At 28.7% G+C, this 26,350-nt stretch carries 25 protein-coding genes; 12 read left to right on the top strand and 13 right to left on the bottom strand.

What is annotated here, in order from left to right; all coding sequences use genetic code 11:
- Positions 1–81: 81 nt before the first annotated feature.
- Both ACJJVY_RS04225 and ACJJVY_RS04220 read left to right on the top strand, forming a co-directional pair.
- On the top strand, positions 82–1,089 hold the full coding sequence (locus tag ACJJVY_RS04225; RefSeq protein WP_405605499.1) for a 3-oxoacyl-ACP synthase III family protein: 1,008 nt from the start codon (positions 82–84) through the stop codon (positions 1,087–1,089).
- Positions 1,090–1,245: 156 nt separating this feature from the next.
- Complete coding sequence (locus ACJJVY_RS04220) at positions 1,246–1,608, top strand: CoA-binding protein (protein ID WP_405605497.1); 363 nt, start codon at positions 1,246–1,248, stop codon at positions 1,606–1,608.
- Positions 1,609–1,782: 174 nt separating this feature from the next.
- On the opposite strand, the gene ACJJVY_RS04215 is transcribed toward ACJJVY_RS04220, so the two are convergent.
- Genes ACJJVY_RS04215 through pyrR form a run of 6 tightly spaced genes read right to left on the bottom strand, consistent with a single transcriptional unit; the run spans position 1,783 to position 5,627 of the window.
- On the bottom strand, positions 1,783–2,553 hold the full coding sequence (locus ACJJVY_RS04215; RefSeq protein WP_405605495.1) for a LuxR C-terminal-related transcriptional regulator: 771 nt from the start codon (positions 2,551–2,553) through the stop codon (positions 1,783–1,785).
- 16 nt (positions 2,554–2,569) lie between these two features.
- The gene (locus tag ACJJVY_RS04210) at positions 2,570–3,484 is read right to left on the bottom strand and encodes a ribonuclease Z (protein WP_405605493.1); all 915 of its coding nucleotides are present in this window, start codon (positions 3,482–3,484) and stop codon (positions 2,570–2,572) included.
- A 2-nt stretch (positions 3,485–3,486) separates the two neighbouring features.
- Complete coding sequence (locus ACJJVY_RS04205; RefSeq protein WP_405605491.1) at positions 3,487–3,807, bottom strand: T9SS type A sorting domain-containing protein; 321 nt, start codon at positions 3,805–3,807, stop codon at positions 3,487–3,489.
- Between the two features lie 13 nt (positions 3,808–3,820).
- On the bottom strand, positions 3,821–4,153 hold the full coding sequence (locus tag ACJJVY_RS04200; protein ID WP_405605489.1) for a hypothetical protein: 333 nt from the start codon (positions 4,151–4,153) through the stop codon (positions 3,821–3,823).
- Positions 4,154–4,155: 2 nt separating this feature from the next.
- Positions 4,156–5,085 (bottom strand): aspartate carbamoyltransferase catalytic subunit, encoded by a 930-nt coding sequence (locus tag ACJJVY_RS04195; protein ID WP_405605487.1) that lies wholly within the window; start codon positions 5,083–5,085, stop codon positions 4,156–4,158.
- Between the two features lie 2 nt (positions 5,086–5,087).
- On the bottom strand, positions 5,088–5,627 hold the full coding sequence (gene pyrR, locus ACJJVY_RS04190; protein ID WP_405605485.1) for a bifunctional pyr operon transcriptional regulator/uracil phosphoribosyltransferase PyrR: 540 nt from the start codon (positions 5,625–5,627) through the stop codon (positions 5,088–5,090).
- Positions 5,628–5,820: 193 nt separating this feature from the next.
- On the opposite strand from pyrR, the gene ACJJVY_RS04185 reads away from it, so the two are divergent.
- Entirely contained in the window at positions 5,821–7,191 is a 1,371-nt protein-coding gene (locus ACJJVY_RS04185) for a tetratricopeptide repeat protein (RefSeq protein WP_405605483.1), read from the top strand.
- Between the two features lie 75 nt (positions 7,192–7,266).
- Here ACJJVY_RS04185 and ACJJVY_RS04180 read toward each other — a convergent pair whose 3' ends face one another.
- From ACJJVY_RS04180 to ACJJVY_RS04150, 7 genes are all read right to left on the bottom strand, one after another.
- Entirely contained in the window at positions 7,267–8,472 is a 1,206-nt protein-coding gene (locus ACJJVY_RS04180) for a glutamate-5-semialdehyde dehydrogenase (RefSeq protein WP_405605481.1), read from the bottom strand.
- A 10-nt stretch (positions 8,473–8,482) separates the two neighbouring features.
- Positions 8,483–9,253: a glutamate 5-kinase gene (gene proB / locus ACJJVY_RS04175; protein ID WP_405605479.1), complete on the bottom strand. Its 771-nt coding sequence runs from the start codon at positions 9,251–9,253 to the stop codon at positions 8,483–8,485.
- A gap of 1 nt (position 9,254) precedes the next feature.
- Positions 9,255–10,061: a pyrroline-5-carboxylate reductase gene (proC, locus tag ACJJVY_RS04170; RefSeq protein ID WP_405605477.1), complete on the bottom strand. Its 807-nt coding sequence runs from the start codon at positions 10,059–10,061 to the stop codon at positions 9,255–9,257.
- 49 nt (positions 10,062–10,110) lie between these two features.
- Positions 10,111–10,551, bottom strand: a complete 441-nt coding sequence (locus tag ACJJVY_RS04165) for a GNAT family N-acetyltransferase (protein ID WP_405605475.1) — start codon at positions 10,549–10,551, stop codon at positions 10,111–10,113.
- A gap of 265 nt (positions 10,552–10,816) precedes the next feature.
- Complete coding sequence (gene uvrB, locus ACJJVY_RS04160) at positions 10,817–12,805, bottom strand: excinuclease ABC subunit UvrB (protein WP_405605473.1); 1,989 nt, start codon at positions 12,803–12,805, stop codon at positions 10,817–10,819.
- Between the two features lie 30 nt (positions 12,806–12,835).
- Positions 12,836–15,541: a T9SS type B sorting domain-containing protein gene (locus ACJJVY_RS04155; protein WP_405605471.1), complete on the bottom strand. Its 2,706-nt coding sequence runs from the start codon at positions 15,539–15,541 to the stop codon at positions 12,836–12,838.
- Between the two features lie 3 nt (positions 15,542–15,544).
- The gene (locus ACJJVY_RS04150) at positions 15,545–20,149 is read right to left on the bottom strand and encodes a T9SS type B sorting domain-containing protein (RefSeq protein ID WP_405605469.1); all 4,605 of its coding nucleotides are present in this window, start codon (positions 20,147–20,149) and stop codon (positions 15,545–15,547) included.
- 231 nt (positions 20,150–20,380) lie between these two features.
- Between ACJJVY_RS04150 and ACJJVY_RS04145 the strand changes: the two genes are divergently transcribed.
- From ACJJVY_RS04145 to ACJJVY_RS04105, 9 genes are all read left to right on the top strand, one after another.
- Positions 20,381–20,974, top strand: a complete 594-nt coding sequence (locus ACJJVY_RS04145) for an NUDIX domain-containing protein (RefSeq protein WP_405605467.1) — start codon at positions 20,381–20,383, stop codon at positions 20,972–20,974.
- Positions 20,968–21,414: an RDD family protein gene (locus tag ACJJVY_RS04140; RefSeq protein WP_405605465.1), complete on the top strand. Its 447-nt coding sequence runs from the start codon at positions 20,968–20,970 to the stop codon at positions 21,412–21,414. The genes ACJJVY_RS04145 and ACJJVY_RS04140 overlap by 7 nt, the downstream gene beginning before the upstream one ends.
- A 40-nt stretch (positions 21,415–21,454) precedes the next feature.
- On the top strand, positions 21,455–23,146 hold the full coding sequence (locus ACJJVY_RS04135) for a hypothetical protein (protein WP_405605463.1): 1,692 nt from the start codon (positions 21,455–21,457) through the stop codon (positions 23,144–23,146).
- A gap of 171 nt (positions 23,147–23,317) precedes the next feature.
- On the top strand, positions 23,318–23,683 hold the full coding sequence (locus ACJJVY_RS04130) for a DoxX family protein (RefSeq protein WP_405605461.1): 366 nt from the start codon (positions 23,318–23,320) through the stop codon (positions 23,681–23,683).
- A complete protein-coding gene (locus ACJJVY_RS04125) occupies positions 23,670–24,077 on the top strand; it encodes an OsmC family protein (RefSeq protein ID WP_405605459.1) in 408 nt (135 codons plus the stop codon). The genes ACJJVY_RS04130 and ACJJVY_RS04125 overlap by 14 nt, the downstream gene beginning before the upstream one ends.
- Before the next feature lie 53 nt (positions 24,078–24,130).
- The gene (locus ACJJVY_RS04120) at positions 24,131–24,664 is read left to right on the top strand and encodes an NADPH-dependent FMN reductase (protein WP_405605457.1); all 534 of its coding nucleotides are present in this window, start codon (positions 24,131–24,133) and stop codon (positions 24,662–24,664) included.
- Between the two features lie 3 nt (positions 24,665–24,667).
- Positions 24,668–24,916, top strand: coding sequence for a glutaredoxin family protein (locus ACJJVY_RS04115; protein WP_405605455.1), 249 nt, complete (start codon positions 24,668–24,670; stop codon positions 24,914–24,916).
- A gap of 2 nt (positions 24,917–24,918) precedes the next feature.
- Positions 24,919–25,356 carry a MarR family winged helix-turn-helix transcriptional regulator gene (locus ACJJVY_RS04110; protein WP_405605453.1) on the top strand — a complete coding sequence of 146 codons (438 nt, stop codon included), beginning with the start codon at positions 24,919–24,921 and terminating at the stop codon, positions 25,354–25,356.
- 50 nt (positions 25,357–25,406) lie between these two features.
- Positions 25,407–26,276: a pirin family protein gene (locus tag ACJJVY_RS04105; RefSeq protein ID WP_405605451.1), complete on the top strand. Its 870-nt coding sequence runs from the start codon at positions 25,407–25,409 to the stop codon at positions 26,274–26,276.
- Positions 26,277–26,350: the final 74 nt, after the last annotated feature.

The raw sequence follows: 26,350 nt of genomic DNA, 5'->3' as shown, positions 1-26,350 counted from the left end.
AAATAGATTTTGTAAGCCGATTAAATTATTACTATTTTAGCTAATACAAAACTAACCAGAAGATTAAAAAAGACTTAATATATGTACAATTCTAAAATTACTGGACTTGGTCGATATGTTCCAGAAAATGTTGTTACAAACAACGATTTAAATGAGTTTATGGAAACTTCAGATGAATGGATACAAGAGAGAACAGGGATACAAGAAAGAAGATGGATTGATCCAAAAACGGATGATACAACTGCTGTTATGGGAGCAAAGGCTGCTAGAATTGCTATTGAAAGAGCTGGTTTAACAAAAGATGATATCGATTTTATCGTTTTTGCTACGTTAAGTCCAGATATGTATTTTCCTGGGGGAGGAGTACAAGTGCAAGAAATGTTAGAGATGCCAACTATTGGAGCATTAGATGTGCGTAACCAATGTTCTGGTTTTATTTATGCAATGTCTGTGGCAGACCAGTTTATTAAAACAGGTATGTACAAAAATATTTTAGTAATCGGAGCAGAAAATCATTCAGGAGGATTGGATAAGTCTACACGAGGAAGAAATGTTTCTGTTATTTTTGGTGATGGAGCAGGAGCTGCAGTTTTATCTAGAAGTGAAGAAGAAGAAAAAGGAATTTTATCATCTCATTTACATTCAGAAGGAAAACATGCTAAAGAATTGGTTTTAGAAGGACCATCAACAGGAAAATGGGTTCCAGAAATATTAGAAAGAAATGATCCTGATGATGTTTCTTATTTCCCTTATATGAATGGTCAGTTTGTATTTAAACATGCTGTAACTCGTTTTTCTGAAGCAATTGTAGAAGGTTTGGCTGCAAACAAATTACAAAAAGAGGATATTGATATGTTAATTCCACATCAGGCAAATTTACGTATTGCACAATTTATTCAGAAAAAATTTAGATTACCGGATAGCAATGTTTTTAATAATATTCAAAAATACGGTAATACTACAGCGGCTTCAGTAATTATTGCTTTAACAGAAGCGTGGGAAGAAGGTAAAATAAAAGACAACGATTTAGTAGTTTTAGCTGCTTTTGGTAGTGGTTTTACTTGGGGTTCTGTTATTATACGTTGGTAATAAATATATTACAAATAGATAGAAAAGTCACTAAATTATGTAGTGGCTTTTTTAGTTTAAAATGAATGGTTATACGCTATGTTTTTTTATGTAATTATGTTAAAAAGAGTTAATAAATTTATATATTTGTAATAATCACCAAAATTAGTTTATTATATGAAAAAATTAACACTTGTTATTGGGGCATCTACAAATCCAAACAGATACTCTAATATTGCTATTAAAAGATTAATAGACAAACAAATTGATGTTGTTGCTTTGGGTAAAAGAAAAGGTAAAGTTTTTAATGTTATTATTGATAATGAAAAAAAAGCTTATAAAGATATTGATACAGTTACCATTTATTTAAATCCTAAAAATCAAGTTGAATATTATGATTACATAATATCTTTAAATCCAAAGAGAGTTATATTTAACCCAGAAACGGAAAATATAGAATTTATAGAGTTGTTAAAAGCAAATGGTATAGAGGTAGATATTGCTTGTACATTGGTTATGTTAAGTACAAATCAATATTAAAAAAGTAAATTGAATTAGCGAGTTTTTATTTTCCTTTTTCAAAATATTGTAAACTCTAATAAAGCTTTTTTGTTTACTAGATAATGCCAATTCAATCTACTTGTGAACAAAAATACTTTATTAAGAAATATTGCACAATACTCATTATGAGTATTTATTTTAAACATAAATATTTTAAATTAAGCTTAAATTATTTTTAAAATAATTAAGTAACTCATAAGTAGAGTTTAAGCTTAGTTTTTTAAGAATATTTCTTCTGTGAGTATCAACAGTGTGTTTACTAATATTTAATGTTTTAGATATTTCATTACTTGTTTTACTTAAAAGTAATAAGCGTATAATATCTCTCTCTCTATTGCTAATAGCATTTAAAAGCCCTTCACTAGAAATGTTTTTATAAAACAAAGTTTCATATTCATTATCACTATTTAAATACTTTGCTGTTGCAGAAATATCCATATTCAGGTCGCCAGGTAAAACTGTGTAATGAGCTAAACCTATAATTGGCTTTTCTTTTTTATCGAATTGTAAAGGAGTAGTATTTTGAATTATTGTAATATATTCTCCTGCTTGATTTTTTATTCTATAGTTCCATGTATAACTCATTTTTCTACGTTTTTGATCATCAAGTTCATTCATCGTAAAAGTCATTAAACTTTTTAAACAAGCTAACCAAGGTTGTAAATCATCTGGATGAAAAAGTGACCAAAAATAATTCATGCCGCCTTCATTTAATTTATTCTTAGGTATTCCGGTACAAGCAGTAAAGTTTTTACTGATGTATTCAAAATTTTGAGTAGCAGTATTAGTAATACAAAAAAAGGTAGAATTGTACGGATAATAGAAATCAAGTTCAATCAATTTTCTTATATGTTCTTTAATTTCTACTTCTGGGTAAGTGTTAAAGATGTCATTGTAAATAGTATTGATATCTATGGATTCCAAATTAATATAATTTTAATTATACATTAAATATTTTTCCTGGTTCGGCCAAATTAGTGTTTTCAAAAATCTCTTCAGCTTCTTTTTTAAAGATAGAAATATCTTTATATCTGCCAGAATAATGACCAATAATTAATTGTTTTACATTTGCAGCTTTTGCAATTTTTGCAGCTTCTATTGTTGTGGAGTGTTTTGTTTTTTTAGCTAAATCTTCTCTTTCAGCTAAAAAAGTAGCTTCGTGATATAGTAAATCAGTATCTTTTATAATAGGAACAATATCTGGTTTATAACAAGTATCACTACAAAAAGCAAAGCTTAAAGCTTTTTTTGGAGGTAATGTTAGTTCTGCATTAGAAACAACTTTACCTGTAGATAAAACAATATCTTTACCCGCTTTAATATTTAAATAATCAGCTTTATCAATTTCTGGATACCCGCTAATGTTTAACATATTAAGTTTTCTTGGTTTTTCTTTTTCTTTAAATAAATAACCATTTGTGTAAACCCTATGTTTTAAAGGAATTGTTCTAACAGAAACTTTATCATCTTCAAAGATAAGTTCACTTTCTTTAGAGGTTAGCTCATGAAAAATTAATTGATATTTTGCATGAGATTGAGAAGTTTTTAGTTGTAATAAGGTTACTTCTTTAATTCCTTTAGGTCCGTAAATATGTAGTTCTTTTTCTCTATTTAAAATTCCGTAAGTAGATAATAAACCAACCAAACCATAAAAATGATCTCCATGTAAATGAGAAATAAAAATATGATTTATTTTAGAGAAACCTACTTTATACTTTCTCATTTGACGCTGTGTACCTTCTCCGCAATCAATTAAAAAATGACTGTTGTTAATTTCTAAATATTGAGAGGTTGGAAATGCATTTGCTCGAGGTGTTGCAGAATGACAACCTAGAATTGTTAGTTGGATACTCATTATTATTTAATAACTAACCTTTTAGAGATTACCTTTTTCTTATCTTGAATGCTATAAATATACATGCCAGATGGTAAATCATTTTTATAAAAGGAAATATTATTTTTGCCTTTATTTGTTTTAATATTTTTTCTAAATACAGTTTTACCTAAGACATTTTTAACAGTAAAATAAATCTCAGAATTAGTAGTAGACGTAAAACTAATTTTAGTAGAATTAGTAAACGGATTTGGGCTAGCAGATAAAACATCAATAGATTTTTCTTGAGAAAAACCTATTTGTGTTATCGTTAAAAGTAAAATAAAAAGTATTTTTTTTACCATATATTTAGCGGTTTTAAAATCCTAACTCTCTTTCCATATTCTCCATATCTATAACATCTATAGCCTCTTGTAATGTAGGTGTGATGTTTAAGTTTTCAGGAAGATCGTCAATGTTAATATTGCTATTAATAACAACAAATGACGCGCCATTTCCTTTTTTTTCTTGAGCTATTTCCAAAAATAATAAAAAATTCTCGATAGAAATGTTAATATTATTAGAAATTTGAACTATTAAGTGCTCTTTGGTTCGATTTTTCTCTTCAATTAAGAAAGAATTATAGAATTCAGAAAATGAGTTTTCATCACTTGTAATAAGTGTATATGTATCTTTTTTTTCTATTTGCATTCTTACCTTTTTATCTGTTGTGCTAATAAATAGATAACAGCCATTCTAACTGCAACTCCGTTTTCTACTTGGTTTAGTATAATAGATTGATTAGAATCAGCAACATCACTTGTAATTTCTACACCACGATTTATTGGTCCTGGATGCATGATTATAATTTTTTTATCCAAATTATCTAAAATTTCTTGATTTATACCAAAAAGTTGTGTGTATTCTCTAGTAGAAGGGAAGTACTTAATATCCATTCTTTCGTGTTGCACACGTAAAACATTAGCAACATCACACCATTCTAAAGCCTTTTTAAGGTTATTTTCTACTTCTACACCTAAACTAGAAATATATTTAGGTATTAAAGTTGTTGGACCACAAACTTTTACTTCTGCCCCTTGCAATTGCAAAGCAAAAATATTTGATAAAGCAACTCTAGAGTGTAAGACATCACCTACAATTACAATTTTTTTCCCTTTTACGCTTCCTAATTTTTCTCTAATAGAATAAGAGTCTAATAAAGCCTGTGTTGGGTGTTCATGTGTACCATCACCAGCATTTATAATTTTTGCATCTACATGTTTAGATAAAAAAACACCAGCACCAACACTTGCATGTCTCATTACAACAATATCAACTTTCATAGCCAAAATGTTGTTAACGGTATCAATTAAAGTTTCTCCTTTTTTTACAGAAGATTGTCCTGCAGAAAAGTTAATAACATCAGCAGAAAGTCTTTTTTCTGCCAATTCAAAACTTAATTTTGTTCTGGTACTATTTTCAAAAAATAAATTAGCAATAGTAATATCTCTTAAAGAAGGTACTTTTTTAATAGGTCTATTTATTACTTCTTTAAAATGATCTGCAGTTTTAAAAATAAGGTCAATATCAGTTTCTTTCAGATATTTTATTCCTAATAAATGTTCTACACTTAATTTTGACATAATTACTTAGGTTCTATATAAACTGCGTCTTTTTTTTGTGTTTCTGTCCAAGTTACTAAAACTTTTTCATCATTAATAGCATCTACTTGTCTACCTCTATAATTAGGTTGTATTGGTAAATGTCTGCTAAAACGTCTGTCAATTAATACTAATAACTCTATATTTTCTGGTCTTCCGTAAGATTGCATTGCTGTTAAGGCAGCTCTAACACTTCTTCCAGAATATAAAACATCATCAATAATTACTACTTTTTTACCTTCAACTAAAAAGTCCATTTTAGTAGCAGTTGCAGCTAAAGGTTCATCTCTTCTTCTAAAATCATCTCTAAAAAAAGTAATATCTAAAAGACCTAATTGTAAGTTTTTTATCTGATATTCTTCTTTTAATAAATGAGCTAACCTATTGGCTAAAAAGCTACCTCTTGGTTGTAAACCAATTAAAACGGTATTAGAAAAATCATTGTGATTTTCGATTAACTGGCACGCTAATCGATGTAGAATTATTTCAATATCTTTTGAGTTAAGTAAGGTTTTTTTGCTCATAAGAAAGCTATCAAATTAGCTTGATAGTTATTGAAAATCAAAATTACTGCAAATAAATGTATATGCAAAATTTATAATGATTAATTACGTTTTAGATTTAATGTTAACTAAATTGTTAAAAACAAATTCATATTAATTAAATGTGTTGTAATAGATATATTACCTTTAATATACTAATTCAAATACCATAGTTATGTCTCTATTAAAATTTGAATCCATGCTTAAAACCAATGCAGTTTATTTTTTTGATTTGGTTGAGTTTGAAGAAATTATTGTACATTATTTAGATGCTGGTAAACATGCTTTAGCTAAAAAAGCAGTAAAATTAGGATTACAACAACATCCTGCATCTGTAGAATTAAAACTACTACAAGTAGAAATTTATATATTTGAAGATGAGTTAGATAAAGCGTCTGTTTTACTGAAAGTTATTGAGCGTTTAGAGCCAAATAATGATGAAGTTTTTATACAAAAAGGAACAATTTGTTCTAAAGAAGGGAAGCATAAAGAAGCTATAGAGTTATTTATAATAGCTTTAAAATTTACCGATGATAAAGTAGATGTTTGGTCTCTTTTAGGGATGGAATATTTATATTTAGATGATTTTAAAAACGCTCGTTTAACATTTATAAAGTGTGTAAATGTAGATGTAGAAGATTATCCTGCGTTATATAATGTTATTTATTGTTTTGACATGGATGAAGAACATGAAGAGGCAATAACATATTTAATCAATTATATTGAAACAAATCCTTACTGTGAAGTTGCGTGGCATCAATTAGGAAGACAGTATTATATTTTAAACAAATTTAAGGATGCACTGTCTGCATTTGATTATGCTGTTTTGATTGATGAGTCTTTTATTGGAGGTTATTTAGAAAAAGCAAAAACTTTAGAACAATTAGAACTTTATCAAGAAGCAATTGATAATTATTTAATTACATTAGAATTGGATGATGCTACAGCTTTTGTTTACATTAGAATTGGTGAATGTTATGAGAAGTTAGAACATTATAATAATGCAATTTCTTTTTATAAAAAAGCTGTGCATGAGGATCCTTTGTTAGATAAAGGTTGGATATTATTGACTAATTTATACTACATACAAGAGAATTATGAAAAGGCATCTTATTACTTGTCTAAAGCGTTAAAAATTGATGAGGATAATTTTCTGTATTGGAGAAGTTATTCTGAAATTAATTTAAAATTAAACTTTTTTGAAGAAGCTATTTCTGGGTTTGAGAAATGTTTACAATTAAATGATGATGAATTAGAAATATATATAGGTTTAGCTGATGTACTTACTTTTGTCGGTAAATTTGAACGAGCAATAAACGTTTTGGTAAATGCACAAAAGAATCATAAAAATGCAGCAGAAATAGAGTACAGGTTAGCTGGTTTATTTTTTACATTTAGTAAAGAAAAATATGCTATTGATCATTTAATTAAAGCATTAAAAATAGATTTTGAATACCATATGGTTTTACAAGATTTATTTCCAGTTTTTCATGAGAATAAAAAAGTACAAAAACTTTTAAATGATTTTAAAAAGGGAATAGAATAAGCCTTTAATATTTATAAAAAAGCCTCAATATTATTGAGGCTTTTTTTATAAGATAAACATAATTATTTAAAAGAATTAATTACGTATTTGTCCTTCTCCAATAATATAATATTTATTGGTAACTAATTTTTTTAAACCTAAAGGACCTCTGTGATGCAATTTATCTGTACTAATTGCTAATTCTGCACCAACACCTAATTGACCACCATCTGTAAAACGAGTAGAAGCATTTTTGTAAACAGCAGCACAATCTACTTGCTGCATAAAGCTCTCTGCATTTTCATTGTTTGTAGTCATTATAGTTGCAGAATGGCCTCCAGAATATTTGTTAATTATTTCTATAGCTTTTTCGACATTTTCTATAGCACCAATACAACATTTTAAAGCTAAAAATTCTTTTTTCCAGATGCTCTTATCAGAAATGATAGCTATAGCTTCATCAGATAATACATTTTTAATACTTTCATCAACCAAAATAGTTACGTTGTTTTCTTTTAAAACAGATTGTAACTCTTTTAATTTAGCCTCATAACCTTCTATATTTTTATTGATAAGAATTTTATCTATGGCATTACAAGCAGAAATTTTAGCTGTCTTAGCATTAATTATAACAGATAAAGTTTTTTTCCAATCTGTACTTTCATCAACATAGATAAAATTATTTCCTCTTCCACTAACTAAAACAGCACAGGTTGCATGTTCTTTTACAAAGTTTATTAATTGCTCTCCACCTCTTGGTACTATTAAATCGAGTTGCTCAGAAGGATTTTTAAGAAAAGATTGTGTTTCTTCTCTGTTGAGTTGCATTAACTTTATATAATCTGTACTCAAATTATTATCTTGTAAGGCTTTGTGCCAAAAATCAACTAAAATAGTATTACTATTAATAGCTTCTTTACCACCTTTTAAGAGAATTTTATTATTTGCTTTAAAAGCTAAAACAGCTGCTTCAATAGTTACGTCTGGTCTTGATTCGTAAATTATCATGATGGTTCCAAAAGGAGCCGTTTTATTAGTAACATGTAATCCGTTTGCTAAAAGGTCGTCGCTAATTATTTGATTTACTGGGTCTTCTTGTGCTTTAACTTGGTTGATGGCTTCTATCATTCCATCAATTTTTTTATTGTTTACAATTAAACGATCATACATAGCTTGATCTTCTTTTTGAAATGCTTCTAAATCTTTTTTATTAGCATTTAATAAGGATTCTCGATTTTTATCAAGAATTCTTATCATACTTTGTAATACGTTATTTTTTGTAGTTATATCTAGTAATTTCATTATTTAAAATTTAAAGTGCCACTTTTGTACCAACAGACTTTCCGTCTATAATATCAATAATGGTGTTATCTCTTTTTCCGTTTGCGATGTAAGTAGGGATATTGTTTGAAGCTGCTTCTTGTGCATAATCTAATTTAGAACCCATTCCGCCTCTTCCTTCTCCAGGTTTTTTATTATTATCTTTTATGTACCTATCTAAATCTTCATTCGGATTTACATTGGTAATTAAATTACTGTTTTCAGCTTCTGGATGTCCTGTGTAGAGTCCGTCAATATCAGTTAAAATGATTAATCTATCTGCATTTATCAACTGTGCAATTAAACTAGCTAACTCGTCATTATCAGAAAACATAGACATGGTAATGGAAACAGCATCATCTTCATTTGCAATAGGAATAACACCTTCGGCCAATAAACCTTCACAACAATTAATCATATTTTGTCTATGTACACCTGGAGTAAAATCTCTCTTTGTAGGTAAAACCTGTGCGCATTTCATACCATAATCATTAAAAAGATTATAATAGTGACGCATCATTCTTGGTTGCCCAATTGCAGAATATACTTGTCTTCTTTGGGTATTGTTTTCAATACTAGATTCTCCTAAAATTTCTTTACCTGCAATTACAGACCCAGAAGAAACTAAAATAGAGATAATTCCACGTTCGTATAATTCTGCAACTTGTTTTACCAAGCGTTTTAAAACAGGTCTAACAATTCTGTTATCTCTGTTTGTCATTACATTAGTACCTACTTTTATTACGATTCTTTCTTTATACATTTTAATTTTCTTTTCCTAATTCTACAGCCCTATTAAAAGCAGCAAAAGCAGCATCTTTTATTAATTCGTTTACATTATTGTCTTCCATAGAATCTAAAGCGGCACGTGTTGTACCTCCTTTAGAAGCTACTTTTTCCATCCAAGAATTTGGAGACAAGTTATTTTGATTAAATAATTCTATTGCACCTGTAAAAGTCTGACTTACTAAAACAGTTGAATCGTTTTTTGAGAATCCCATTTTTAATGCAGCTTCCATCATACTTTGCATAAAGTAAAATACATAAGCAGGTCCGCTACCAGAAATTCCTGTAGAAGCGTCAATTAACTTTTCACTACTTACTTCCATAGATTTTCCTGTAGTATCTAATAAACTTTCTACAGTTAATTTTTCTATTCTAGATACTTCATCGGAAGTTACGTAAGAGGTTAAACCTTTACCAATTTGAGCTGGTAAGTTTGGCATTGCCCTAACTATTTTGGTTAATCCAGAATATTTTTTGATGTTCTCTATGTTAACACCAGCCATAATAGATACAATAACTTGTCCTGGTTTTGTAAAGGGTTTTAATGCTTTAAATAGATTTTCTGCATGGTACGGTTTTACGGCAATAAAGATAATGTCTGCTTTAGGTACACAATCTTCTAATTCTTTAAAAGCATCAAAGTGAGATATCTCGTTTAATTCTTCTAATTTTTTTGTAGAATTATCTAATACCATAATGTTTTTTTTCTTTAACAATCTAGATTTAGACATTCCTTGGGCGTACGTTAGCCCCATATTTCCTGCTCCAATTACTAATATTTTCATTTTATAAAGGTTAAGTGTTACTGTTAATTATTGATTTTTATTTTGAATATTATTTGTATAATGTCATTTGAATTTTCTTTGATACAAATCCATTTTTTTTAAACAATTCAATAGCATTATTATCTTTGTTGATGTTAAGAGAGAGATTTCCGTTACAATAGTTAGCGGCTTCTTTTATTAATTTTGTTGCAATTTTCTGATCTCTATAATCTTTGTGAACAGCTAAATAAGTGATAAGGTTTTCTGATTGATACTCACTCATACCTGTTTTATTGACTACAATTGCGCCAATTATGTTGTCTTTTTCTTCTAAAAGAAAAGTATAACCACCTAAGTTAGATGTTTCTTTTGCTGCATATAAAAGTGATTTACGAATAGCACTTTTGTCTTCTTTACAACCTTCTAAATGTTCGTGTAAAAAATTTGAAATTTTATTTATATTAATATAGGACATCCTTGTAAAGGCGTCATAAGTTTTAATCATCATCATTATTTCTATTGATTTGATTTGTCTTAAACGATAAGTAATAAAAAGAAAAGCTTAAAAAGCTTTAAAAAAAGAGGTAAAACGGCAGAGCGTTTATTTACAGAAAAGAGTGAGGGGGTATGAATTTTTTAGGTTGATTTTTAAACACTAAAAAATTAAAGTTGAATATTCTAAAGTTACGCTGTTTGTGTATCCTTATTTTCATAGGGGCAAACTTACAATATAGTTAGGGCTAATACAAGTTATCTTTATTTTAATAATTTTTGATTTACAAACTTTCTTTTAAAACAGCAATTTCATCACGTAATTGAGCAGCTACTATAAAATCTAAATTTTTTGCAGCCGCTTCCATTTGTTTGCGTTTTTCTCTAACTCTTTTTTCTATTTCTTCTTTAGGTAAATATTGTAAATCTTGTTCAGCCGCTTTTTGTATTGCATTATCATAATGATAACTAGAAACAGCAGATTTAGATAATGTATCATCAATTTTTTTATTGATTTGAGTAGGAGTGATGTTGTTTTTAGTGTTGTATGCTATTTGTTTTTCTCGTCTACGTTCTGTTTCGTCAATGGTTTTTTGCATGCTCTTGGTCATTTTATCTGCATATAAAATAGCCAAACCATTTACGTTTCTTGCAGCTCTACCAACTGTTTGTGTAATGGATCTGTGCGAACGTAAAAAACCTTCTTTATCGGCATCTAAAATGGCCACTAAAGAAACTTCGGGTAAATCTAAACCTTCTCTTAAAAGGTTTACACCAATTAAAACATCAAATAAACCTTTACGCAAATCTTGCATAATTTCTACACGTTCTAAAGTGTCTACATCAGAATGAATGTAACGACAACGAATATCAACTCTTGTTAAATATTTGGTCAATTCTTCTGCCATTCTTTTGGTTAAAGTGGTTACCAAAGTACGTTCGTCTTTTTCTACTCTTAGTTGAATTTCTTCTATTAAATCATCAATTTGATTTAAACTAGGACGAATTTCGATAACGGGATCTAATAAACCTGTAGGACGAATTACCTGTTCTACAAAAACACCTTCTGTTTTTTCGAGTTCGTAATCTGCAGGTGTTGCAGAAACATAGATGGTTTGATTTTGAATTGCTTCAAACTCTTCAAACTTTAATGGACGATTGTCCATTGCCGCGGGTAAACGGAATCCATATTCTACTAAGTTTTCTTTTCTACTTCTATCGCCACCGTACATGGCATGCGTTTGCGGAATTGTTACGTGACTTTCATCAATCACCATTAAATAATCATCCGGAAAATAATCAATCAAACAGAAAGGTCTTGTTCCGGGGTTTCTTCCGTCTAGATAACGCGAATAGTTTTCGATTCCCGAACAATAACCCAATTCACGAATCATTTCTAAATCGAATTCTGTGCGTTCCTTTAAACGTTTTGCCTCTAGATGTTTGCCAATTTCATTAAAATAATCGACTTGTTTTACCATATCTTCTTGTATTTGATGAATGGCATTTTGTAATACATCAGGAGAAGTAACAAACAAATTTGCAGGATAAATAGTAAGTTCTTCGAACTTTTCTAAAACGGTATTACTTTCTAAATCGAAAGATTCGATTTCTTCAATTTCATCACCAAAAAAGTGAACTCTGTAACCATTATCTCCGTAAGACGGATAAATAGTTACTACATCTCCTTTCACCTTAAAAGTTCCGCTTTTAATTTCTACTTCGGTTCTAGAGTATAAACTTGTTACTAATTGATGTAAGAATTTTGTTCTTGCAATTTGCTGATCTACATGAATTGGTATTACATTTTTCTTAAATTCGATAGGATTACCAATACCATATAAACAAGAAACGGATGCAACAACCAGCACATCTCTACGACCAGAAAGTAGGGAAGAGGTGGTGCTTAAACGCAATCGCTCAATATCATCATTAATAGATAAATCTTTTTCGATGTAAGTTCCTGTTACAGGAATGTAAGCTTCTGGTTGGTAATAATCGTAGTAAGAAACAAAGTATTCTACGGCATTATCAGGAAAAAATTGTTTAAACTCTGAGTATAATTGTGCTGCTAATGTTTTGTTGTGTGCTAAAATTAAGGTTGGTTTTTTAACCTCTTTCACCACATTGGCAACGGTAAATGTTTTACCAGAACCTGTTACCCCTAATAATGTCTGAAATTTTTCTCCGTCATTAATACTTTGTGTAAGTTCTTTAATTGCTTGTGGTTGGTCTCCTGTAGGAGAGAATTCTGATACTAACTTAAATTCCATACTGTAAAAATACGTAATGAAATAAGAATTTTAATTTCTAATTAAGCTAAAGTTACCGTTTTCTTTAATTAAGTTATCATTTATATCAATTATTTCTGCTGTAAACCAATAATTATTAGAAGGTATAAGTTTTCCATTAGTAGTTCCGTCCCAACCAAGAGAAGAAAAATTAGTTATAGTATGTAAAACCTTTCCGTATCTATCAAAAATTATAATTTTTACAGATTTAAATTGGTTATCAGTTAATCCTTCTACAGTCCAATAATCATTTTTACCATCTCCATTAGGAGTAAAAAACTTTTTAAAACCAATTACAGTAATGTTTGTTTCTGTAGGTTGTTCGCAATTATTAATATCTCTAATATATACAGTATGTAAACCAGGATTAACTTTGGTAAAGGTATACGAAGTATTACTACCAAAGAAGTTATTATTGTCTAAAGAAAATTCATAATAACTATTTCCGTCAATAATAACTTCTATAGTATTGTTATTTTTATCTTCTGTATTTGCCACTACCGAGTAAAAAGTTGGTGGTTCTGGGTTTATAACGTTAAACTCTTTATAATTAGAGCATTTTATGCCGTTTACGGTTTTATAAACTGTAAGAGAAAATAAACCAACATTATCTAATGTAAAGTCTTTATTTGTACTAACAATATTATTGAAACTGTTTCTCCATTCAAAAGAATCGTTACTAGCATCTGCAGTTAATGTAATTGGGTTTACCATAGGGTCAAAACAAATTGTGTAACTGTCTTGTAAATTTATAATAGGTGCAGTATTTACTATAACATTAAAAGGCTCAATACCACCACAACCAGTAGGAGTATCTGCCCTAACCCAAATCGTTGTATTTTCTGAAAAAAAATTACTATCCAATTCGTTTTGATTAATTTGAGCACTATGAGAATCTGGATAAAAGCGCAAACTTATATTACTAGATAAATTTAAATTACTAATTATTTCGGCTTTTTTAAATTCTAAATTAAATTCCCCATTAATTTCACTTGAATTAATATTTGGTATTTGACAAGAAAACATACTGTTTATAGTCCCTAATTCTACAAATGCAGATTCTATAAAAAAACTTTTTATAACATAACAATTATTTTGATTATAAATTCTGATAAAAATTTCTTTTCTACCGCTACTTTCATAACTAGTAGGGGTACTTATTTCATCAATATCATTTTGAGCATTTGCTAAAGTAGTATAAAAACTCATTTTAGCTATAAGATCATTATTATCAATACTTTCTGATATGTCTGTTAAATTAAAAAAATCGATACCATCATTATCTACATCACATTGTATTATATTTTGATTATTGATTGTAAAATCATCAACAGTAAATACTTCAATTTCTTTAGACATAAATACCTCCCTCTTATTAATTGTTATCGTACAAGTTGCCGTATATAAACCTGGTGTAGTATAGATGTGGATGGGAGTAATTTCTGTTGAAGTTGTACCGTCACCAAAACTCCAACTAGCAGAGGTTATTGGTGCGTAAGTATCTACATTAAAAATAGTATTATTACCGACACAACCACTTTCAGATATAATTCTAGATCTAAAATAAGATTGGATAAAATTGGGCAAGCCAATACTAGATTTTTTATTTTCTAAAAATATTGCATTTTCTGTATAAGTTGCAATTGAGTCTTTTTTAGTTTCTGGAGGGGTAATTATACTTAGGTACTCGCCACCAATAGTTTCTGTTACAGCAGTAGTTACATATATTTTTTTGTCTTTTGCAAGTTGCATATAATTTTTAGCATTGGTAGAAGTATAGATTTCTTTTCTATTATCTATATCGTTTATATTATATTGAAATATTATGTTTTCACCTTTCTCAATGCTTTCTACATAAAAATATTCAGAATCTTGAGAAAACTCTATACCATAAGTGTTTGGTCTAGATTCTATAGATGCCATTCCTTCTCCGTGTGCAATGTTTACAAAATTAGAATTATTAATCTCACCAGTTTCATTATTAAAATCAGTTAAATTTACGTTGGTTAAATTAGATGCAAGTAAAAATTGACCATTAGGAGATGCTTTAAGGGCACCTTTATTTGTTAGAAATTCTGTTGATAGGTAAGATAATACAGGTGTTGTATTAACACCTGTATTATCTATTTTGTATGCAAAATATGTATTGAATTTTGTAGCATTTTCTGTTTCTTTACCAAAAGAAATTACCCATATACTTTTACCATCTTTAGCGTGCACAGCAGTTAATTTTTCTGATGCTAATGATGTTAAAAGAACATTTTTTTCTATGACTTCTCCTAAACCATCATTTAAACTAATGTCTATAACAGAATAATACAAACCAGAAGGAATTAACTCTCCTAGTCTTGGTGGATTATTTGAGTTTTTAAGTGTAATTAGATAATAAATATTAGCATCGTTTGGTTTAGGTATTATTATAGAGGATTGTAAAACCTCTGTGTCGCTTGCAAGTAAGTCTCCATTAACCATTTTATAATGTTCTTTATTATAAATAAAAGTACCAGAAGTGTAAAATAGTAGTTCTCCATCTTTGCTAGAAATTGTTGCGCTTCCGTAAGGGGTATATAATTGACTATCTAATAAAGGTGTTGGTTGGTTGTAATAATTAAATCTTAAAGCAGCGTCATAACCAAAATACCAATGATCTGTTTCTCTTTGGGCATTAATACTTAAGCTTATTAAAAGTAATATTAAAAGAGATTTTTTTACAGTCATAGTTTATTTTCTTATTAACGAGAAGTGTCCTTTTTTATAAATTATATTACTTGTGTTATCTATAGAAGTTAATGTAGTAGTAAACCAATAATCATCAGAAGGTAGCATTTTGCCGTTATAAGTTCCATCCCAACCATTACTATCAATTGGTATTTTAGAGATTAGTTTTCCATATCTATCAAATATATTAATATCACTAGAAATATATAAATTATTTATAAGTCCTTTAATATACCAAGTATCATTTTTGCCATCTCCATTTGGAGTAAAAAATTTAGGAAATTGAAGAACAGCAACTATTAGTTCTGAAGAACCACAACCATTTTGGTTTTCTACTAAAATGGTATAAATCCCACCTTCTACATCATCAAAAATATTACTGTCTTGAAAATTTCTAATAATAGTTCCATTTTCATTTTTTAAGGCATATTGAAATTCTTCATTTATCAAAGGATTAACAGGTATGTTTATTTGAATGCTTAAACTATTAACACTAACACCAGAAGTATCATCTATAATGGTTACATAACTTTCTTCTAAAGTTTTAAAATCAGATTTTAGAACAGTAATTGTTCGTTCTTTAGAGCAAGGGCTTCCTGTTTTACTAATTGCTATTACAGTATAATCTCCACCTTCTGTAATTTCTATTTCTTGTGTGTTTTCATTTAAAGAAACTCCGTCTTTACTCCATACGTAATCATAATCGTTTGTAGTATTTGCAACTAATGTATATGGAATGTTATTTGTGCAAATAATTATTGGGTCGTTTGGATATTCTCCATCAACAGAAAAATCTGGAATTTCATTTGTTTTTAAATAGAATTGACCAATTCCTTCACAATTATTATTGTTTATATTTTTTACCTTAAAATAAATAGTTTGATTGTAAGAGTAAGAATTATTGTTGTTGTTTCTGTGATTAGAAATATCAGGAATAGCGTTAATTGCAGCATCTCTGTCTGTTGTTGTTTCATAAAAAAAGATTTCGATATCATCTTGAATATTTGTAGGTATTGTATTTATTATTTCTTGATTTGCTGCGCTAAAATCAAAAAATGTAATTCCGTCTGTCTCAGAGTTATTTATAGAGTCATTTCCATCTTCATCTAAAAAATCATCACATTCTTCAAAAGTTTTATCATAAACTACATCGTCAGCAAAAGAAGCTATAACTGTAATTTTAGCAACAGAATAACAACTTTTGTCTGAAATAACTCTTACACCTGCTTCTGCAGAACCATTTGTTACTGGATAGTTTGTTGTGTCTGATATTAATGCTGAAGTAGTACCGTTTATAGCATCTGTTTCTGTTAAATAATACTCAAAAGTAATATTAGAATCTGTAGAAATATTAATTTCTGCTTCTGTAAGATTTACAATAGTATTTTCGTTAGGATTGTCTGTACATTGTTGTAACTCTACCAAATCATTTAGAATTTGTGGTGTTGAGTTTACAGTTAATGTAATTGCATCTGGTGTTATTAAATTACAGGAATTTCCTTGTTTTTTTAGAAACACTTTAAATTGATAAGTATCTAATGTTTTTGATGCATTTGTAATTAATAATTTAGAAGTATTTACATTGTTAAAAGTTGTACCATTTATTACTGTATTTTCTATTATATCTATAAAATTATTACCATTATCTGTAGATATTTGCCATTGAAATTCATCGGCATTTGCTTCTATTTCTAACTGATTAGTATCATTTTCGCAAAAAGTAATATCATTAAAATTAGTAATAATAATTGGAGCATCAACTATATAATTATTGTTAGGAGTTGTGTAACCATCAGAATTTTTAACTTTTCCGTTAGTATCTACATCTAAATAATTTGGTGATAATCTACCAGAACCATCATCTGTAAAACCAGCTTCGTAAACATCAAAACAATCATCACCATCAGCATCTAAATCGACAAAGTCGAATAAATTATCTCTATTTGCTTCTATTATGGATAATGCATCTGAGTTTCTAATAGGAGCTTTTAAAATACCTGAATCAGTTGAGGTTTCTAAGTCGTCTAACAATCCGTTTGTTCCAAAATTTGATGTGTCTATAATTCCATTTTTATCAGCATCTAAATCTCCATAACCAACTTCTTCAATATCGTAAATCCCATCGTTATCAGAATCAACATCTAAATAATTTGGTATTCCGTCGTTATCTGTATCTTGATTTGCGGTTATTGTATTAAAAAGGTCATCTAAACCATCTAAATTACTGTCAATATTTGTTAAAGAAACATCTTGAGCAGTAGATTCATAAAAATCAGGAATTCCATCGTTATCAGAATCTAAATCAAACATGTCTTCAATTCCATCTCCATCAGAATCTCTAGAATAACAAGTTATTTGCATGTTACCATTAAATGTTGAACTGGTTGTTATTCCTGTTGATTGATGTTTAAAATCGAATTGTGTTATTTGGTTTGCAACAAATTGAAAGGTACTAGAAGAACCTGTAGTATTTGCTTTGTATTTAAATTGTATTTCTGAAGCGGAAATGTAGGTAATACCTGCTTCGTATTCTTCCGTAGAAAGATTGTAAATTAATAACTGATCATCAGGGTCTAGTAAAGTAACGTTCTTATCTAAATCTACTTTTAAGATAAAATATTCGTTATTAACGATTGTGTGATTTAACGTTGTGTTTTGGGTGAATTTAAAATTTATTTTATCAGTAAAATTTAGCTCATATTTTAGTTTAGAATCTGTTGCAGGATTAATAGTTGATGTAAAGTTTCCGTTTGTATCTCCTGTAAATGTATTTGTAGGTTCAGAAGGTTGGTAAGTAACTACAATATTATTGTTTGTAGAATTATCGTTAAAAACAATATTAGGGCTGTTAATATCAGAAATATTTAAGTTTACATCTCCTAAAGATTCATCACAATTTAAAATTCCATCATTATCTATATCCACATCGATGTTGTCTATTATTAAATCATTATCAAAATCATCCGGACAAATACTAATTGGTATTTCTGTAGAGATAAATTCAGTATTTGTACAAACTATTTTACCAATAAGTCTATATCTACCAGGTTCTGTTTCTAAAGGTTTGTAACTACTATCTATACTTCTTTCCTCCCAAACAGAAGTAGTTTCATTATAATATTCCCATTTAATTCCACCATCAAATAATTCTGTATTTGCAGCTTGTAAAGTAACATTAGGTATACAGTTACCCAAAGTACTAACTGTAGTGTTTAAGTTTATTTCTGGTACAGAGGGAAAACCAGAATAAAAACCACCAGAACTAGCAGAACCATTTTGGTTAAAATAAGCACAATATAATTCGCCACTACTTTCTATAGAAATATTACCAGATAAACTGGTAACTTTATACGTGTCATAAGTTCCAGAATTTGTAGTATTTATGGTAAAAGGACCAGAAACACCACTGTAAGTACTAATTAAATTTCCGTTTATTTTAACTTCTGCACCGGTATTTGTTACAATAGAAACACCACCGTCAAAAGTTGTAGTTCCAATATCTTCAATATTAGGAATGTTGTCAACTTTTCCTCTGCTTTCACAGCTTAAAGGAGGTACAAAAAATAAACCTTGATTTGCTTCATTATTGTTAGCTCCTACACCTTGGTAGGCAAAAGTAGGGTTAGAGGTTTGCACATACATATTTCCGTTTGTATTGTAAACATTTCCCTCAATTAAATAATATTCCCCAGCATTAAGATTGGTTGTTGCTGTTGTATTTTCATTTATAAAAATTTCGGTATTATTTTCATTAGCAACGATCAATACATTTTCCCAATTATCAGAGCCATCACCTTTTACAAAAATATATTCAGAGCCAATTTTATCTAAACCTACAATTTGATCTATACCATAATCTCTACCATTTCCATTATGAAAACTTCCGTTTGCAGAACCAATATTAGTAACAATAGGTTTGTCTGCTTCTATTAAAGTACCAATTAAACCATCTCTATTTATAGTGTTTTCTGCAGAATTTGTAGCAACAATATAGCTTTCTCCTTCGTTTAAGGTAATAGAAATTGGTAGAGAGCCAGTGTAATTTTTTATTGAAATTCCTGTAGGTAAATCATCAAAAGAAATAACAGTATTATCTTCTGTGGCCATTACAGAAATAAAATTTAAGTAATTGTCTTGCGGATTTTCATTTGTAAACATTCCTGCTCTAAATGTTGTACCTAAAGCAGAAGCTCCCTTACTAACTAAAGCACCAGCTTGTGCGCTACTACCTGCTAAAACACGTATTGAAACATATATTACGTCACTAGCTTCAATAATATATCCTTTATTGTTGTGAATATCACTTGTGGTATTAGAGTCTACAAAAAGTTGGCTATTACCATTGCCTATATAAATCTCTTGAGGAGAGGAATTAGAAACAACACCTGTAATATCATTACTAGAACCAATTGGTGTAATTGTATAATTTACATTTTGATTGCTAGGTGTAGAAATATAAAAATATTGATTTTCTGGGTTTGCATTTCCTGTTTCAGCATAAGTCAATGGAGGTATAAAGTGTGTTTTACTTAACTGAGCTTGTGTACTTTTAACATTTACTAAAGTAATTAAGAAAATAAAAAAGATAGATAATTTATATTTTAACATAAATGCTTTTAAAAGAGGAATTAATGATAAAAGTAATAATAAAAGTAGTAAAATGTAATATTGTTATAAATTTATTAGACTTTTGTTATGAAAAAAGGTTTAATGTTAAAAAATATTTAAAAATAAATTTGTTTTTTAATCAAGAAAAAAATATCGAAATTGCTTGTTTATTTTTTAATATAAAATTGAAAAATAACAATTGATAAGCTTAAATTTAGTACTAGGTAACGAATGGAAATTAAAACAAGAATAAGTAATGTAACATCAAAAGTTGTGTCTAATATTTGGGCAAAGTTAGAACGAGTAAGTTTTGATTTTACATTCAAAAACGGAAAAACAGAAAGATTAACACATGAAGTTTATGGAAGAAATGATGGGGTTGCCGTTTTGTTATACAATCCGTTGTCTAAAAAAGTGATTTTATCAAAACAATTTAGAATACCTATTTATGTTGCTGGTGTAAAAGGAGGGTTTTCAATTGAAGTTTGTGGAGGAGCAATAGATAAAAATGAATCGCCAGAAACAACCGTAATAAGAGAAACAAAAGAAGAGGTTGGTTATCATATTAAAGAAGTTAAAAAAGTATGTACAACTTTTTTATCACCAGGTTTAATGAAAGAGCAAGTACATTTATTTGTTGCCAAATATAAAGATGAAGATAAACTTGAAAAAGGTGGAGGTTTGGCTTCTGAACATGAAGAAATAGAAGTTTTAGAACTTCCTTTTTTAGAGGCATTAAGATTAGTAGAAAATGAAGATATTATTGATGCAAGAACAATAATGTTATTACAATATGCACAAATAAATAAAATTTTAGAATGTTAGAAGAGTTTGAAAACTATTATACAAAATTAGAGAAAGCAAATATTGGTAGAAGAATATTAGCTACCATAATTGATTTTTTTATTTATTATTTTTCTGGAGTTATATTAGGTTTGTTATTTTACCCAAATAATGAGAATATTTTTAGTTATAATTTAGAAGGAATATCTGCATTAATAAGTTTTTCGATAATGTTTTTTTTATGGCCAATAAGCGAAGGTCTTTGGGGACAAACTATTGGTAAACGGTTACTAGATATAAAAGTAGTTTCTAAGAAAAATGAGCCTATAAATATGGGACAAGCATTTATTCGATTTTTGTTAGGGATTGTAGATTTTATGTTTTTGATAGGAATTATTGTTGCAGCTGTAAGTAAAGATAATCAAAGAATAGGAGACGCTGCTGCAAAGACATTTGTAATAAAAAGTAATTATAATCAATAAGTTAAGAGTATAATTTTAAAGATAATTAAGGAATAATATTATGATTAAAAATTATTGGAATAAAGGAGCAAAACAGAAAAAGAGACTTATTATACTTTTTATAATTTTAATAGTATTATTATTCTTTTTTAGAGATAATTATCAACCAGCATTATTATTTATCCGAAAGTATATATTTATTTTTTTAATATGTTTTACAGTAATTTTCTTTGGTTTTAGAGGGCTTTTAAAATCATCAAGCTTTCTTAAAAAAATATTAAGTGTATTATTAATGGTTGTGTTTTTTGGTGTAATTTATTTTATAGGATTTCCTTATAAAATGTACGATTACATGAGATTGTATAGTGTTTTTAATGATTTAAATAGGATAGAAATTGTAGAACTTCCGTTAACACAAAATGAAAGAATTCAACCTTTAAGAAATGTTTTTTCTATGGCAAATGAGTCTGTAGGAGAAACCAAAGATGTTTCGTTGCCTAAATTAGTAAGAGTAGATGGACAAAACAAATGGACCATGGCAATACAGCCAACGGAAAAATATGTTTGGCAAGGAATAAAAGACAACACAGAAGAGGTTTTTTCGGTATCTAGCACAACACCTTTTCCTCGCTTTTCATCCGAAAACAGAATTCCGGTTACGTTTTCAATTGGTGAGTCTTTAAAATTTAGTAGAAATACGTACAATGCAGTTGTGCAGCGTTTTAATCCTTGGATGTTATTTAATTATGAACCAAGCGAAACTTTTTACATGAAAAATGATAAAGGTGATTGGGTTGAGGTAGTAAGTTTAATAAAATGGAAAGGTTTCTTTTTTCCTCACCCAACTTTTGGAGGTGTAATGGTTATCGAAAATGGAGAACATGATATTAAAGATTATTTTGAGCGAATTATTATCGGTAAAGGAACTTATATTTCACCTAAAGAAATCAAAAATCATAAATATTTAACGAAACAAAATACTTTAGCTCAAAAAGTATCTCGTTTACAAGCAGAAAGTTTAAAATTTTTATCAGGATTTTATGACCCATTACCTTGGAATAAGAAGTCGGCAGTTAAGATTCCTAATTTACCAAACGATCAAAATCAACAACCATTTGTTACCGATTTTAATTTTTCAGAAACTAAAATAGACGCAGATAACGGTTTATATCATTGGTTTGGTTTAGAGCCAATTAGCGAAGAAAGAACGAGTTTGGCTTTTAGTGTTTTTATACCAGCAGATGGTACAGATGTACTTTATTTTTACGATCATGCTTCTAAAAAACAAGGTTATGCAGGCGTTTCTGCAATGCCTTTAAAAGTAAAAGAATCTAAAAAAGAATATGATTGGAACTCGAATACGCCTGTTGAGTTTAGACCTTATATTAAAAACATTGCGGGTAGAAATCGTATGTTTTTTATGGGAACAATTTCTACAATTAATGCTAATAACCCTGGGCAATTCGATGGTGCTGCAACACCAGATTTAGCTTTAGTAGACAGCGAATATAGAGATGTTGTTTGGATTAATGCTAAAAAACCAAGTACTTGGGACGAGGAAGTTTACAATCAATTAAACGAAGCTTGGAGAACAAGTGAAGGGAAAAATGTGTATTTCGAAAAAGAAAAAACAGTTTTAGAAAAGAATCAGCAAATATTAGACTCTATAAAATTAATTTCTAAACAAGAAAAAGACAACTTAGCTATAGAACGACTACAGAATAAAATAGATTCTATTAAATTTAATCAGTAATTTTCAAACTATTTCTCGCTTTCTATTCGGTTTTTTTATGTAAAAATATTATTTATTAACTCTTTTTGAATTTTTTAGTTTATAAAAAGGTTTGATTGTTTCCGTGGATTTATTTTCCTTGGTAAATATGAGATTATTTTGTACTTTTGTAAAAGAATTTAAATTCTTAAGATGAAAACAACTAAAATTATATATTACATTTCTACAGCATTATTATCAGTAATTATGCTTTTTTCTGCAGGTATGTATCTTTTTAACTATGAAACAGTTTCTGGTTTTTTTACAAATTTAGGTTATCCAACATATATTATTTATCCGCTAGCAATTGCTAAAATTTTAGGTTTAATTGCAATTTGGTTTATCAATAGTAAATCTTTAAAAGAATGGGCATATGCAGGTTTTTTCTTTGATTTTGTTTTAGCTTTTTTTGCACATTATATGGTAAAAGATGGTGGATATATGTCTGCTTTAGTAGCAATTATTCTTTTAGCAATATCATATATTACATATAAAAAAATTGCAAATGGCCAACGCTAAGAAAGCAGAAGTAGTTTTATCAAATAAAAACTATTTAGCAGAAGCAAAAACAAGAAATCATTTTTTAACATTAGATCAATCTGTAGCTGCAGGTGGTGGAGATAACGGGCCAACGCCTGTAGAATATTTATTAACAGCCATTGGTGGTTGTGTTTCGATGACGTTAAGAACCTTTGCGCAAAGAAAAGGTTGGGATGTTGGAGAAATAACAGTAAATGTTACTCAAAGAGAACAATTAACAGCAACCGGAATTAAAAAATGGTTAACAGAAGATATTTCTTTTGAAAAGGAACTTACAGAAGATCAAAAAAGAAAATTATTAATATTTGCTGGTAAATGTCCTGTTGCTAAAATAGTAAAAGGAGAAACAGAAATAATAAGTAATATTCAATAAAAATTAGTTGTCAATTTTATAAAAGTTGAAAAACTTATCAAAACATAAAAAAAATGAAAAAAATATTAGCATTTGCAGGAAGTACAAGTTCTACTTCTATCAATAAAAAATTAGCAACATTTGCTGTAGAAAATTTAGAAAATACTTCTTTTGATGTGGTAGATTTAAGAGATTTTACGCTGCCAATTTATAGTGAAGACGAAGAGAAAAAAGACTTCCCAGAAGACGCAGTAAAATTTTCTGCTTTATTAGATAATTACGATGGATTTATCTTGTCTTTAGCAGAGCATAACGGAACATATACGGCAGCTTTTAAAAATATTTTTGATTGGATTTCTAGAGTAGAAGTAAAAGTTTTTAGAGACAAACCTTTATTATTAATGGCAACATCACCAGGCGAAATGGGTGGTCAGTTTGTTTTAGCAGCAGGAGAACAACGTTTTCCTAGACAAGGGGCAAAAGAATTAGTTACTTTTTCTTTACCTAATTTCTACGATAATTTTAAAGAAAATAAGATTGTAGATAAAGAATTATTAGCATTATTAAAAGTACAAGTAAATAAGTTCGAAGCTTTATTAAATCAATAAAAAATGAAAATAGTTTTATACGGTAGAGCGGGCCATGCATATACAGTTGCATTTAAAAATTTTTTAAATTCAACGGATGTTCCTTATGTTTATAAAGATATTTCTAAAGATGTAGAAGCTAGAGAACATAGCAAAGAGTTATATGGAGGTGTTGCTAAATACCCTACTTTATTTATAGATGAACAAGTGTATTTAACACCAACAACAGAAGAATTTAATAAAATAATGCAAGATTTAAAGTTAAGAGCATAATTATGGGTGATATTTCTAAAGACATCAATTCTAAGTTTGTAAACGATAAAGTAAAAGCTTTAATCAATATAAAATATACAGCTAATTGGTTAAGTAGTAAGGAAAATGAGTTTTTTAAACCTTACGGAATTTCGCCACAACAGTTTAATATTTTAAGAATTTTACGCGGAGCAAAAGAAAGAATTAAGGTGCAAATTGTTAAAGATAGAATGATAGAAAGAGCACCAAATGCTACACGTTTAATGGATAAATTATGTGATAAAAATTTAATAGAAAGAGAACGTTGTGAACACGATAGAAGAGTGGTTTATGTTAAAATTACCACCCAAGGTTTAGAACTATTATCTACGATTGATGAAAATAAAAGTGCTCCTTTTTTAAAAAAATTATCTGATGAAGAAGCTGTTATTTTAAGTGATTTGTTAGATAAATTAAGGTAAAAAAAATTGTTTTAATATTTTCCTTGGAAAATAAATTAAAAGTAATATTTATGAAAACACTAAAATCAATACAACATAAAGTAGCAAGTCCTTTGGTAAATATGGGACCAATAAAATTGCGACAACCTTTGCCATCAAACGGAATAGAAAATGTAGATCCTTTTTTGCTATTGCATCATTATGGTCCTTACGCAATTTCAGAATTTAGTAATCCGTTTGATTTAGGTCCGCATCCTCATAGAGGTTTTGAGCCAATAACTTTAATGTTTAAAGGAGAACAATTCCATAGAGATTCTTTAGGAAATGAAATGGTAGTAAAAGCAGGTGATGTACAATGGACAACAGCTGGTCGTGGAATTATTCATGCTGAAGGTCCAACCAAAGAGTTTATAAAAAAAAGAGGTGAGTTAGAAGGAATACAGCTGTGGTTAAATTTGCCTGCAAAAGACAAAATGATAACACCAAATTATCAGTATTTAGAAGAAAAACAGATTCCTAAATTATTTTCTTTGGACAAAAAAGTACAATTAAATATTATTGCAGGACAACAGCAAGATACTTTTGGTTTGATAAAAACACAAACAGAAGTAAACGTATTTACGGCAAATGTTGATGAAAACGGAGAAATAGAAATAGAAATTCCACAGAATCACCAATCATTGATTTATTTATTAGAAGGAGAAGTTTTAGTAAATAATGAAGCTACTTTGTTAAAGGGAAAAAACCAAATGATAACTTTTAATCAAGATGGAAATTCATTTCTGTTTAAAGGGAATAAACCAAGTACTGTTTTAATTTTATCAGGAAAACCAATTGAAGAAAAAATTGCTCAATATGGACCTTATGTGATGAACTCTCAAACAGAAATTTTAGAAGCGATGAGAGATTATCAAGCAGGAAAAATGGGTTATTTATATTAGAGTTTTATTAAAATAGAAATAATAAACAAAAAAAATCGTCTTAATTAAGACGATTTTTTTATCATTTAGTTCAA

Source organism: Polaribacter sp. Asnod1-A03 (assembly GCF_045063585.1).
GTDB lineage: Bacteria > Bacteroidota > Bacteroidia > Flavobacteriales > Flavobacteriaceae > Polaribacter.
This window is presented reverse-complemented; position numbering and strand designations above follow the sequence as displayed.

What these genes read in the sequence shown, in the direction of transcription:
- uvrB (WP_405605473.1), bottom strand. Translation starts at nt 12,805, where the DNA reads ATGGAATTTAAGTTAGTATCAGAATTCTCTCCTACAGGAGACCAACCA.
- ACJJVY_RS04115 (WP_405605455.1), top strand. Translation starts at nt 24,668, where the DNA reads ATGAAAATAGTTTTATACGGTAGAGCGGGCCATGCATATACAGTTGCA.
- ACJJVY_RS04210 (WP_405605493.1), bottom strand. Translation starts at nt 3,484, where the DNA reads ATGAGTATCCAACTAACAATTCTAGGTTGTCATTCTGCAACACCTCGA.
- ACJJVY_RS04185 (WP_405605483.1), top strand. Translation starts at nt 5,821, where the DNA reads ATGTCTCTATTAAAATTTGAATCCATGCTTAAAACCAATGCAGTTTAT.
- ACJJVY_RS04155 (WP_405605471.1), bottom strand. Translation starts at nt 15,541, where the DNA reads ATGACTGTAAAAAAATCTCTTTTAATATTACTTTTAATAAGCTTAAGT.
- ACJJVY_RS04195 (WP_405605487.1), bottom strand. Translation starts at nt 5,085, where the DNA reads ATGTCAAAATTAAGTGTAGAACATTTATTAGGAATAAAATATCTGAAA.
- ACJJVY_RS04135 (WP_405605463.1), top strand. Translation starts at nt 21,455, where the DNA reads ATGATTAAAAATTATTGGAATAAAGGAGCAAAACAGAAAAAGAGACTT.
- ACJJVY_RS04140 (WP_405605465.1), top strand. Translation starts at nt 20,968, where the DNA reads ATGTTAGAAGAGTTTGAAAACTATTATACAAAATTAGAGAAAGCAAAT.
- pyrR (WP_405605485.1), bottom strand. Translation starts at nt 5,627, where the DNA reads ATGAGCAAAAAAACCTTACTTAACTCAAAAGATATTGAAATAATTCTA.
- ACJJVY_RS04110 (WP_405605453.1), top strand. Translation starts at nt 24,919, where the DNA reads ATGGGTGATATTTCTAAAGACATCAATTCTAAGTTTGTAAACGATAAA.
- ACJJVY_RS04220 (WP_405605497.1), top strand. Translation starts at nt 1,246, where the DNA reads ATGAAAAAATTAACACTTGTTATTGGGGCATCTACAAATCCAAACAGA.
- proB (WP_405605479.1), bottom strand. Translation starts at nt 9,253, where the DNA reads ATGTATAAAGAAAGAATCGTAATAAAAGTAGGTACTAATGTAATGACA.
- ACJJVY_RS04130 (WP_405605461.1), top strand. Translation starts at nt 23,318, where the DNA reads ATGAAAACAACTAAAATTATATATTACATTTCTACAGCATTATTATCA.
- ACJJVY_RS04105 (WP_405605451.1), top strand. Translation starts at nt 25,407, where the DNA reads ATGAAAACACTAAAATCAATACAACATAAAGTAGCAAGTCCTTTGGTA.
- ACJJVY_RS04165 (WP_405605475.1), bottom strand. Translation starts at nt 10,551, where the DNA reads ATGATGATGATTAAAACTTATGACGCCTTTACAAGGATGTCCTATATT.
- ACJJVY_RS04150 (WP_405605469.1), bottom strand. Translation starts at nt 20,149, where the DNA reads ATGTTAAAATATAAATTATCTATCTTTTTTATTTTCTTAATTACTTTA.
- ACJJVY_RS04180 (WP_405605481.1), bottom strand. Translation starts at nt 8,472, where the DNA reads ATGAAATTACTAGATATAACTACAAAAAATAACGTATTACAAAGTATG.
- ACJJVY_RS04225 (WP_405605499.1), top strand. Translation starts at nt 82, where the DNA reads ATGTACAATTCTAAAATTACTGGACTTGGTCGATATGTTCCAGAAAAT.
- ACJJVY_RS04125 (WP_405605459.1), top strand. Translation starts at nt 23,670, where the DNA reads ATGGCCAACGCTAAGAAAGCAGAAGTAGTTTTATCAAATAAAAACTAT.
- ACJJVY_RS04145 (WP_405605467.1), top strand. Translation starts at nt 20,381, where the DNA reads ATGGAAATTAAAACAAGAATAAGTAATGTAACATCAAAAGTTGTGTCT.
- ACJJVY_RS04200 (WP_405605489.1), bottom strand. Translation starts at nt 4,153, where the DNA reads ATGCAAATAGAAAAAAAAGATACATATACACTTATTACAAGTGATGAA.
- proC (WP_405605477.1), bottom strand. Translation starts at nt 10,061, where the DNA reads ATGAAAATATTAGTAATTGGAGCAGGAAATATGGGGCTAACGTACGCC.
- ACJJVY_RS04205 (WP_405605491.1), bottom strand. Translation starts at nt 3,807, where the DNA reads ATGGTAAAAAAAATACTTTTTATTTTACTTTTAACGATAACACAAATA.
- ACJJVY_RS04120 (WP_405605457.1), top strand. Translation starts at nt 24,131, where the DNA reads ATGAAAAAAATATTAGCATTTGCAGGAAGTACAAGTTCTACTTCTATC.